Below are 10,199 nucleotides of genomic sequence, written 5' to 3' on the forward strand. Positions count from 1 at the left end.
CGTCTCATGAACCTGTCGGGTTTTGTGACGAGAAAGAATCTCAACAATCACCCCTGGAATCTCGGCACGCTTCAGGAGTCGAAGAATCGTCTCTTCCGGTGCATTTTCAGCAAGATTGGGATTCTCCAGACACAGCAAAGGAAGCGCTGGGTTGCTTGCAAATGCAGGGGCAAGCTCACCGAAGCACTCACGAACAAGAGATAGGGGCAAATTTGGATTTTGAACAATAGCCTTTTGGATAGATCGTCCCACCGAATTTCCCAGGGAAAATCCCCAAATTCCCACCTCGCTCCAAAGGGCCTGCAACTCATCCCCTGTCGTGGTAGGGTCACTGGCCTTAGCCAGATACTCTGCCTCAGTCATTGCCATATCAAAGGCATTTTAGCAGAAAAAGCCCGTCCCAAAGCTCCCAAATCTAAAAGACTCTGGAGCCTGGCAACGGGCTTTGCGGCACGCAGTGCCACTGCTAGTGGTCGCCACCCGTGTCTTCGATATAGTCCTTGCTCCGTCCGAGTGCCTCGGGAGCATGCAGACGTAGCATCTTCAGGTCGGCATCCCAGGGGATCTGCTTTGCGGTGGCTCTTGAGACCACAAACATAATGAGCAAGGCCAGTGGAACGCCCCAGATCGCGGGCTGCTCACAGAGTGCTTTGGTCAGGGGATCGTCAATGGTGATAATCTTCTTGTCCGAGAGCATGAAGGCGATAATCGCCCCCAGCGAGAGCAAGCCACCTCCTAGCATCCCCGCCGCCGCACCGGGCATGGTCAGCCCACGCCACCACGCCCCGAGAAGCAAGAGTGGGAAGTAGCTCGCGGCGGCAATGGCAAAGGCCCAGCCCACCAACATAGCGATATCAAACGTCTCGACAAGAAGTCCCAGCGCCATCGAAGCGAAGCCGAAGATCAGGGCGGCGAGCTTGAACATCTTAATGCGCTCTTCGGGAGTCGCGGAGGGCTTGATGATCTTGCCGTAGATATCGTGTGCCAGAGCGCCACTCATCGAGACCAGCAGCCCCGAGAACGTGGACATGAACGCCGCAAATGCGCCCGCGCTGGTGACTCCCGAGAGCACATCCCCCCAGACCCCACCGATAGCTCTTGGGAGCGCAATCACGACTGAGTCGGTCTTGTTGTTTGCGTAGAGCATCGGCAAGTCCGCCCGGCCGAGAGCACCCCAGATCGGGGTGAAGGCGTAGAACGCACCGATCAGCACCATCACCCAGAAGGTCGTCGCTTTCGCACTCTTCCCATCGGGGTTGGTGTAGAAGCGCACCAGAATATGCGGCAGGCCCGCGGTTCCACAGATCAGGGCGATAATCAGCGAGTAGGTATAGAGGACGGGGAAGCCGTGCTTGCTGGTCAGAGTTCCGTAGGGCAGGCCCCACTTCGCGTTGTTCTGCGTGTTGGGCACAAAGCTCCCGGCGGCGAGAATCGCCTCCGTCGGCTTGGCGAACTCCAGCTTGGGGGCTGTCTTGATCGGCCTGCCCTCTTTGCTCAGCACAGCCTGGCCCGCTTTGGTGACCACAAGCGGCAGGATCGTCACTTGCGTCCCCGCCGGAACCACGCCCTCCAGCTTGGGCAGGATCGCTAGGCTTGCATCGAGCTTGTCTTCACCGGGCTCTGGCTTGCGTCCGGTGCTGATCTTATCAATCTCGGTGTCTTTGGTGAAGGTAATCACCGTCTCCGCGCCCGGCGAGAAGCTCACGGCATTGTTGGGAGCCTTGTCCTTGCCCACGAACTTCAGGGGGGTGTCTTTGGTGACCTTCGGGATCCCCTTAGGCTCCCCCGTGAAGGTCCCTAGCTTGCCGCTGTAGCCGCCATAGACCGCCATGAGCACAAACACCGGCACGGAGATCGCAAAGAGCTTGACCCAGTACTGGAATGCCTGAACAAACGTGATGCCTTTCATCCCGCCGAGCGCCACATTGAACGTAATCACCGAGCCCACCACCACGATTCCGACCCAGTAGGGCCAGCCCATGATGGTCTGCATCGCGACCCCGGCGCCCTTCATCTGCGGCATGGTGTAGAAGAAGCCGATGAACAAGACAAAGCTCACCGCAATCTTGCGAAAGAGCGGCGAGTCGAAGCGGCCCTCGGCGAAGTCCGGGATGGTGTAGGCACCAAAGCGGCGGAGCGGCCCGGCGATAAAGAGCAAGAGCAGCAGGTAGCCTGCCGCGTAGCCCACGGGGTACCAGAGCGCATCGTAGCCGTTCTTGAGGATTAGCCCCGCGACTCCCATAAAGCTCGCCGCCGAGAGATACTCACCCGAGATCGCCGACGCGTTCATGCCTACCGAGACCTGTCGCCCGGCCACGAAAAAGTCCGATGCGGACTGGGCACGCTTGGTCGCAACAATCCCCAGGATCACGGTCGCGACGGTGACGAGAATGACAAAGAGCAGAGGAATCATCGGTTCGCCCCCCCCGCCCCCGCTTCGCGGGGGAGCTTTTCTTGTTCTTGCACAATTGCGTCTTCGAGGGCATTAGAGCGCTTGATAAAATACGCCGAGAGCCCCCAGGTGATCGGGTAGAAAAGCACCGCCAGAATCAGCCACGTCAGTGAGAAGCCCCCGACATTGGTCGCGGCCAGCTCCGGCGCGTAGAGGTTGACGAGCGGCAGGACAAAGATAATCCCCAGAAATACCGCTGCCACCCGCAGGCTCAGCCCTGCCTGCCGTCGCATCACCGAGCGCAACAATTCCTTATCATTCATGCCCCGCAGGTTCACCGAGCCCCTCGGGAATTCCTGCCCGCAACCAAACGCCGCGCCGACGCGTTACAATAGAAGACGATGCCAATATTCCGCTACGAAGCCACGGAGACCGATGGACGCGTTCTGCGGGGCGCGATGGATGCCGCCAGCCCACAAGAGGTCGAGCGGCGCCTCTCAGGGAAAGGCTACACCCGGATCGAGATTCAGGGGAACATAGCCCCCCCCACCCCGACACTGGCTCCCCCATTATTGGGGGCGACAGGACTTGTTCCGGCGGCACGGGCAGAGGACCTGGGACTTTTCTTTCGACAGATGGGCTCGCTCTTGCATGCAGGGATGACACCGGGAGCCGCACTCTCGAACCTTGCGCCGCGCACGGCCAACCCACAGCTCCAAGCAGCGGGGCTGGTTATGGCACAGAATGTCGCGCAGGGAGCGTCTTGGGCCGGAGAGATGGCTAGAACGAATGGGCTCTTTCCCGCGCACATGGTTGGGCTCGTGGCCGCAGGCGAGGCGGGTGGTTTTCTGCCGTTTTCCTGCGAAGAGGCCGCGCTGGGAGCCGAGCAGGACGCGGCGCTTCGCCAAGGACTCGGCTGGGTGCGCTTTCTGATCTGGCAGAGTATCTGGTCGGTTCTGCTCTTCCAGCCGATGTTTCCCAGCATCGACACCAAGCACTTCGAGGATATCCGAGGCCACGCGCTGACCTATCTGAAGTGGGAGGGATTTCTCTGCGTTCCGCTAGGGATCGCGATGCACCTGGGAGCCCATCTCGGTGGGAAGTGGTGGTCCAGCCCCGCCGGAGCCCACCTGCGCGACTCGCTCTCGCTCCGCATCCCGGTGATGGCCAAGCTCCACCGGGCACGGGCACTTGCCAGCTTTACCCGCGTGCTCTCTCGGCTACTGCGGGCGGGCGTGGGATCGTCGGTGGCCTACGAAGCCGCTGCCAATGCGGTTCCCAACTCCGTCCTCCGGAGCCAGCTGATGCGTGGCCTTCCTGAGATTCGTTCGGCGCGGGGGCTCGACAGCGCCATCCAAGCCACAGGACTCATGGACCACGACCCGATCCAGCTCCTGGTCACCGGCCAGCAGACCGGTCAGCTCACCGAGACTCTGGATCAGGTCACGGCGTTCTACCAAGAAGAGGCCGCCCGCGCCACCGATGCCGCGCGCAAGTCACAGAAACAGCTCGCGGGTATCATTACCATTGTCTCGATGGGCTATGTCACGATTCTGGCAACCTACTACATCTACAAAATGGGCTTCCAGATCGCCGACGGAATCGCACAAGAATCATTTCATGCCAACATTTTCCTACCACGCCAAAGACCATGAGGGGCGGCGGATCTCCGGGTTGATTGAAGCGGTCAATCCAAGCCTTGCGGCCGCTTCTCTTCGCGAGCAGGGGCTCTTTCCCAGTAAGATCGAGCTGGCTCCCCCAGGCACTACCTACGACCACACGCTCCCGCCGACGCCCAACCCACAGCGCCCTCTCTCACTCGATCAGCCCAATCGGATCGAAGCGGCTCCGTTTGCCGTCTCGGTGCCTCTCCAAGAGCTGGCGATGTTCTACCGGCAGTTCGCGACTCTCCTGCGCTCAGGGGTTCCCCTGATCCAGGCGCTGAATGCGCTGGAGCAGCAGACCCGCCACACGCGCCTCAAAAAGATTCTGCGTGAGTGCCAGGCGACGATCTCCAACGGGGCTCCTCTCTCCCAGGTGATGGCCAACTACTCTGCGGTCTTCACCACGATGCAGGTGGAGCTGATCCGCGCAGGTGAGACGGGCGGCATGCTGGAGACGATGTGTAATCGCCTCGCGGACTACTTAGAGCGGGAGATCGAGATTCGGCGCAAGCTCTCCCGCGAGTCGCTCTACCCCAAGATCGTGCTCTCTCTGGCGGGGATTGTCTATCTGATTGTGAAGTGGACGCGTGCGGGGATGGGAGCGACGGGCAATGCGCTGGTTCTGGAGAAAGTCAAGTTCGCGGTGATTGTGGCCGTGACGCTTGCCTTTCTCTGGTGGCTGGCACGCTTCCTGAATCAGTTCCCCGCCTTTGGTGCCGCTTGGGATAACGTCAAGATGTTCATCCCCGGTGTCGGCGGCGTCTCCCGGCGCTACGCCACGGCGCGGTTCTGCCGAGCACTCGCGGCGCTTTTTGCCGGAGGCGTAAATATTGTCCGAGCGGTCGAGATCGCAGGGCGTGCCTGTGGAAACCGAGCGATTGCTCAGGCGATGCTCGATGGGGTGCCACTCCTGATGTCGGGCAAGGGAATCGCCGCCGTTCTGGAGCAGTCGGGGGTCTTGTCTCCCATTGCCGTGCAGATGGCTCGCACGGGTGAGTCCACGGGTAGTTTAGATGAGATGCTCAACCGCGTCGCAGATTTCTTAGAGTCCGAGGCGGACATGAAGGCACACCGGCTAGCAACCGTGATGGGGGTATTAGCGATCTTAGTGGCCGCCGTGATTGTGCTGATGGTCGCGATCCAGGCCTATACGGGAATGGCAAACCAGGCAATGAGCTCCGCCGACGGTGGCGGGAGCGATTAGCTTCTCCCCACTCGATTGGGGGCATAAAAAAAAGATGAAACTTTTTTATCGGGAACTCTTGACATAATCTTTAGCGTAAGTTATAGTCTCGTTGTGTGATCTCCTTTTCTCTCCACGTGCTGTGGAAGCGGTCAATCGCTTTAGATTGACCGCTTTTTTTTGCGTTTTGCCCTCCTCCCCCTGCCCCTCCTCCCGATAACGGGAGGAGGGGAGAAAAAAGGAATTAGATCTCCGCGATGGCGCGGTTCATCAGGCTCCGGCAGAGCGACTGCGTCCCGGTGTGGGTGAAGTAGTCCGTGTGGGTGTCAATCAGCGCGGCGACGACATCCATCTTGCCCTCTAAACCATCAATGCGGCCTTTCAGGCTCTCGTAGATGTTCTCGGGGGTGAGGCCACGCTCTTGTACAAAGTTGCCGATCCAGCCAGAGACAGCCCCAAAGGTCTGCCCGATAAAGCCAAGCTGCCCGAGCGTGTCGCCGCCGGGGATCATGGACTTAAGCGCACTGAACGTCTGGTTGCTCTCCAGGTGGCTGGCCGAGAAGCCCCGCAGGCTACTGTCCACTTTATCCAGAAACTCTGGCCCTAGTGGGAGCAGGCCATCGAAGGTCACGAGCGCTGCCATTCGGATCAGTGAGTCGTGCTCGTACTGACCTAGCGCGGCCACAAAGTCGCCAATCGAGTCGCCAGGAAGCCCATTGACATAGGTAAAGGCCGTCAGCTCTGCCACAATTTTCACCGTGAGATCCACCGTCTGAAGCGCCTCGTCATTGGGCGTGAGTTTTTCCAAGAACTTCAGCGCCGAGAAGCGCTCACCGAGCTGGTGGGCGATGGAGACATTGCCCAGCTTGTGGTCGGTGGAGTCTACGGCCTGGTAGATCCACAGCGCTCTTTGATACCCCTCTGCCGGATCGGCAAAGAGCTGGAGCGTGCGGTCTGAGACCTGCTGCAAGAGCCCTGGATCGCTCTCGCCAGTGTAGGCTGAGAGCATGTTCTCAAAGCCGACGATATTGTCCCACTGCCCTGGTGCGACCCAGTCCAGCGCCTTCAGTGCCCCAATCGTGATCCCCGCCGTCGGCAGGCGATCTGCATAAACATTAATATCTTCCATAATAAATTCCTTATTGTCCCCCCGTTGGACGGGGGCTAGGGGGGGAGGCTATTTCAGCCCCGCCAGCCCACTGAGATCAAACTTCTCCAGCCACGCTTGCATATCGGCATCGCTGAGAGCGCCGCCCGTGGCACGAATCTTCACTTGGTAGCGATCCCCCACCAGCATGGCAATTCCGCTCATGCCGTCGTTGGTGGCCGGGTTACCCGCAACCGAGCGCCCGGCGGACTTGAACTTATCGCGGCTACTGGGCAGCGCGGCGCAGTCGTTGATCGAGAGCGTCGCGACGGTCTTTCCGCCTTTGTTTAAGTTGGCCATGGCAAAGCCATTTTTCTCTTGGGTAAAGATTCGGTCGTAGCCATCCGCATCATTGGGGAAAAACTTATTGAGCGCACTGCCTGGCACCGGCTTTGCAGGAAGCGTCGTCGTGCCCACAGCCCCTGAGCTTGTGGGAGCACTCTTCGGACCACCATTTTTAAGTGCCCGAGGGTCAGGGGGAAGATCGGGCATGCCAGATCGGCCAGCCGGGGCGCTCATGACAGGCGGTGCGGGAGGCGGAGCACTGGGTGCTGGATTGCAACCAGAGAAACAGCCCGAGATCGGCTGCGTCGCCAGCCCGAGGAGCAAGGTGAGAGCAAGGCTAGGTTTGAGAGTGTGAGGAATTCGCATCGGATAATCCTTTAGTTTGTCTGATTCGTCAAGTTCATCTGGACGAAAAGTCGCAAACGAATTATATACCACGTTGGGTACAACAAAGATTATGACGACGGCACAACACCAAGAGTTTCTGAGGGACGGCTATGCGATACTTCACCCGGCTCTGCCCGCCTCACTTCATGCACAGATCCAGCAGCGGCTTGCCTTTGTGCTCAAGCAAGAGTTTAATCTGGGGAACAATATCTTGCCCGCCGTCCCCGAGCTTCAGCAAGTCCTAGATACGCCGGAGCTGGTTGCGGCGCTCACTCAAGTTCTGGGAAACGGCTACGTGCTCCATCCCCATCGGTTTTGCCACAATAATGAGCCCGCCCAGCAGACGGACACGGGCGTGAAAGCAGGAGCGGGAACCAATGCATTTATTGGGTGGCACCAGGACTCTCACAGCCCCCTCGCCCGGCCTCGGCACCACGCCTGCCGCTACGCGATGGTGCTCTACTACCCGCAGGACACCCCCCAGGAGCACGGCCCCACGCAGCTGATTCCGGGCACGCACTACAGCCGTGAGCTGACCGAGGCCGACTACGTGCGCGGCTTCCAGGCGGCAGGCCCAGCAGGGACGTGCGTGCTGGTGCACTTTGATATCGCGCACGGCGGCTCGCTGAATTTGCTAGAGCAAACCCGCTACATGGTCAAGTTTGTCTTCGTGCGCACCGAGGAGCCTGAAAGCTTTGCGCTGCCAACCCAGCCCGTCCCCGACATCGCTGAGCTCCCCGCGCTCCTGGCCGCACTCAATGGCCCGGAGCCCGCGCGACTTCACGCGATCTACTCCCTCGCCGCGCTGGGCGAGCCCGCCGTGGCTCCGCTGTGCGCTGCATTAGCTAGCCGCACAGATAGTGGCTGGGCCGAGAGCGCGATTGTGATGGACGATGCCGCCTACGCCTTGGCCGCTCTGGGAGCACCTGCCGTCACTGCTCTGAGGGGCCTGCTGGATCATCCGTCGGAGTGGGTGCAGCTCAACGCGATCTTTGCGCTGGGCGAGCTGGGACGGAGAGCAAGCGCCGCCTCAGACGCGCTGATCGGCAAGCTCACCTCGCCTTCGCACCCCGTTGTTCGAACGGCCCTGGATGCGCTGGGCCAGCTCGGGGCCGATGAAGCCGTGCTCCTCCCCGAGCTGCGCCGCCTCCTGCTCACGAGCAATCCCGACTGGCAGGAGCCGCTCTACCGAACGTGGACCGGCGAGAACCAGGTGCGAGTGAACGCGATCTGTGCGCTTCTCAAGCTCGGCTGGCACTCCGACGAAGCATTAGACTTAGTCATCGCCTCGCTCAACGATCCCTGCGGCTATGTCGGCGGCTTTGGGATTGAGATTTTAGAGCGCTCCGGCAAGCCCAAAGCGCTTAGAGCGGCGCTTCACTATCTCAAAGCCCATCGGTGGGACAACACGCTGGGCAAGGGCGTGCGAACCTACTGATCCCGTGAGCTCGTCGTTAGAGGCTCGGCATCGTTGCGGCGGCGGAGGCCTGGCGGCAGTAAGATCGCCAAGATGCTTCCGCAGAGGCTAAAGAGTCCCAGCACCATCAGGGGATACATAAAGCCCCCGGTTTTGTCCTTGACCCAGCCCACTAGAAACGGCCCCGCAAAGCCTGCCAAGTTCCCCACCGAGTTGATTAGTGCCAGCCCTGCGGCCATCGCCGTACCTCGCAGAAAGAGCTGAGGGATGGCCCAGAATGGCCCTAAAATCGCCCACATCCCACTCGCGGCAACTGCCATCAGAGCGAGCCTTGCCCACACTGGCAGACCTGGCAAACCGGAACTAGCCATGGCAATCGCTCCGATCATCGCCGGAATCGCAATATGAAACCGCCGCTCCCCGGTCTTGTCAGAATGACGCGCATTGAGCACCATGACACAGGCCGAGATACTATAGGGGATTGCTGTCAACAGACCCACTTTTATCAAGTCTGAGCCACCACCACTCATGTCTTTGACGATCTGTGGAATCCAGAAATTGATCCCATACATCCCACCTACCATCAAAAAGAAAAGGGTGAAACAGTGCAGTACTCGGCTATCGTGCAGCTGCTCCCCCGCGATCTTAAGGTCACGTTTCAGCCCTTGCATTAACGGCTCGTCACTGTTATGTCGATCCGTTCGCTCCCCCAAGCGACTCTGAATGTAGTCCCGTTCCTCAGGGGTGAGCCACTTTGCATCGTGGGGGCCATTGGGAAGGTAGGCGAGTACCACAAACCCGAAGAGAACGGCAGGAAAGCCCTCCAGAATAAAGAGCCACTGCCAGCCGAAGAGCCCCAGCCAGTTATGGGTGGCTTGCGTAATCCAGCCCGAGAGCGGGGCTCCAATAATAAAGGCAACTGCATTGGCCGTCATGAAGAGCGCCACAACCTGAGCGCGCTCTTTCTGCGTGAACCAGTAGGTGAGATAAAGTAGAACGCCAGGAAAGAAGCCTGCCTCCCCAATCCCGAGCAAGAAACGCAGACTATAGAAGCTAGGAACATCGCGCACTAGCGCCATTGCCATCGAGATCGCGCCCCAAGTGAACATGATCCGGGCAATCCATTTACGCGCACCGACTTTCTCTAATATCAGGTTACTGGGCACTTCAAAGAGAAAGTAGCCAAAGAAAAAGATTCCCGCGCCAATTCCATAAATGGTGTCCGTGAAGTGAAGATCTTTCTTCATATCAAGTGCTGCAAAGCCCACGTTCACGCGATCCAGATAGGCAATCACATAGAGAAAAAACAAAAACGGGAGGAGGCGTAGCGCTGCCTTACGGATCGTCGGATGTTCCATGACAGACAGTTTCGACATCCCCGTGTGAAAAACCTCCCAGGTAGTGCTGTAACAAAGCCCATCTCTACGGTATCCTCGGATCAGATATACAACAACTTGGGGAGGTTGGTTCTATGACAAACGGGGATGTGGTCTTCTACTTGTCCATTCTGATCACGGTGCTGGTGACGCTTTGGGCGGCGATCTTGGCGGTGGGCCTGCTGTTTTCCGAGAAGACACGGCAGGCGGGGCGGCTGATCGAGAGCACGCCGGGGCGCTCGATTGGCTTTGGGGCGTTTCTGGCGCTGGTCGGGATCGGGCTGGGGATTGTGCTACTAAGTAGCAAGAACGGCCTGTTCATGCTCATCGGCTGGGTGTTTTTGGGAA

General features: G+C 59.3%; 8 protein-coding genes and 2 pseudogenes. 4 read left to right on the forward strand and 6 right to left on the reverse strand.

The features are described 5' to 3' along the window. The 3 genes and pseudogenes from AC1XOS_RS14970 to AC1XOS_RS14980 form a co-directional block, all read right to left on the reverse strand. Positions 1–369, reverse strand: a pseudogene (locus AC1XOS_RS14970) (hypothetical protein); the annotation flags it as partial. 97 nt (positions 370–466) lie between these two features. Next, positions 467–2,413 (reverse strand): sodium/solute symporter, encoded by a 1,947-nt coding sequence (locus AC1XOS_RS14975; protein WP_481963029.1) that lies wholly within the window; start codon positions 2,411–2,413, stop codon positions 467–469. Then, entirely contained in the window at positions 2,410–2,715 is a 306-nt protein-coding gene (locus AC1XOS_RS14980; protein WP_481963030.1) for a DUF485 domain-containing protein, read from the reverse strand. Before AC1XOS_RS14980 ends, AC1XOS_RS14975 begins: the two co-directional genes overlap by 4 nt. Positions 2,716–2,793: 78 nt before the next feature. Between AC1XOS_RS14980 and AC1XOS_RS14985 the strand changes: the two genes are divergently transcribed. Together AC1XOS_RS14985 and AC1XOS_RS14990 are read left to right on the forward strand one after the other, a co-directional pair. Continuing rightward, complete coding sequence (locus AC1XOS_RS14985) at positions 2,794–4,047, forward strand: type II secretion system F family protein (protein WP_481963031.1); 1,254 nt, start codon at positions 2,794–2,796, stop codon at positions 4,045–4,047. After that, the gene (locus AC1XOS_RS14990; protein ID WP_481963032.1) at positions 4,013–5,260 is read left to right on the forward strand and encodes a type II secretion system F family protein; all 1,248 of its coding nucleotides are present in this window, start codon (positions 4,013–4,015) and stop codon (positions 5,258–5,260) included. The genes AC1XOS_RS14985 and AC1XOS_RS14990 overlap by 35 nt, the downstream gene beginning before the upstream one ends. 223 nt (positions 5,261–5,483) lie before the next feature. Here the strand turns inward: AC1XOS_RS14990 and AC1XOS_RS14995 are convergent, their stop codons facing one another. Further along, positions 5,484–6,368, reverse strand: a complete 885-nt coding sequence (locus AC1XOS_RS14995) for a hypothetical protein (RefSeq protein ID WP_481963033.1) — start codon at positions 6,366–6,368, stop codon at positions 5,484–5,486. Positions 6,369–6,416: 48 nt separating this feature from the next. Further along, positions 6,417–7,037, reverse strand: a complete 621-nt coding sequence (locus AC1XOS_RS15000; protein ID WP_481963034.1) for a hypothetical protein — start codon at positions 7,035–7,037, stop codon at positions 6,417–6,419. A 91-nt stretch (positions 7,038–7,128) separates the two neighbouring features. Here AC1XOS_RS15000 and AC1XOS_RS15005 point away from each other — a divergent pair, with 91 nt between their 5' ends. Next, positions 7,129–8,496, forward strand: a complete 1,368-nt coding sequence (locus tag AC1XOS_RS15005) for a HEAT repeat domain-containing protein (protein WP_481963035.1) — start codon at positions 7,129–7,131, stop codon at positions 8,494–8,496. On the opposite strand, the gene AC1XOS_RS15010 is transcribed toward AC1XOS_RS15005, so the two are convergent. Next, positions 8,490–9,833, reverse strand: coding sequence for an MFS transporter (locus AC1XOS_RS15010; protein WP_481963036.1), 1,344 nt, complete (start codon positions 9,831–9,833; stop codon positions 8,490–8,492). The genes AC1XOS_RS15005 and AC1XOS_RS15010 overlap by 7 nt on opposite strands. Before the next feature lie 113 nt (positions 9,834–9,946). On the opposite strand from AC1XOS_RS15010, the pseudogene AC1XOS_RS15015 reads away from it, so the two are divergent. Further along, a pseudogene (locus AC1XOS_RS15015) lies at positions 9,947–10,199 on the forward strand (hypothetical protein); the annotation flags it as partial.

The sequence above is a fragment of the Armatimonas sp. genome (assembly GCF_964826245.1).

What these genes read in the sequence shown, in the direction of transcription:
- AC1XOS_RS14975 (WP_481963029.1), bottom strand. Translation starts at nt 2,413, where the DNA reads ATGATTCCTCTGCTCTTTGTCATTCTCGTCACCGTCGCGACCGTGATC.
- AC1XOS_RS14980 (WP_481963030.1), bottom strand. Translation starts at nt 2,715, where the DNA reads ATGAATGATAAGGAATTGTTGCGCTCGGTGATGCGACGGCAGGCAGGG.
- AC1XOS_RS14985 (WP_481963031.1), top strand. Translation starts at nt 2,794, where the DNA reads ATGCCAATATTCCGCTACGAAGCCACGGAGACCGATGGACGCGTTCTG.
- AC1XOS_RS14990 (WP_481963032.1), top strand. Translation starts at nt 4,013, where the DNA reads ATGCCAACATTTTCCTACCACGCCAAAGACCATGAGGGGCGGCGGATC.
- AC1XOS_RS14995 (WP_481963033.1), bottom strand. Translation starts at nt 6,368, where the DNA reads ATGGAAGATATTAATGTTTATGCAGATCGCCTGCCGACGGCGGGGATC.
- AC1XOS_RS15000 (WP_481963034.1), bottom strand. Translation starts at nt 7,037, where the DNA reads ATGCGAATTCCTCACACTCTCAAACCTAGCCTTGCTCTCACCTTGCTC.
- AC1XOS_RS15005 (WP_481963035.1), top strand. Translation starts at nt 7,129, where the DNA reads ATGACGACGGCACAACACCAAGAGTTTCTGAGGGACGGCTATGCGATA.
- AC1XOS_RS15010 (WP_481963036.1), bottom strand. Translation starts at nt 9,833, where the DNA reads ATGGAACATCCGACGATCCGTAAGGCAGCGCTACGCCTCCTCCCGTTT.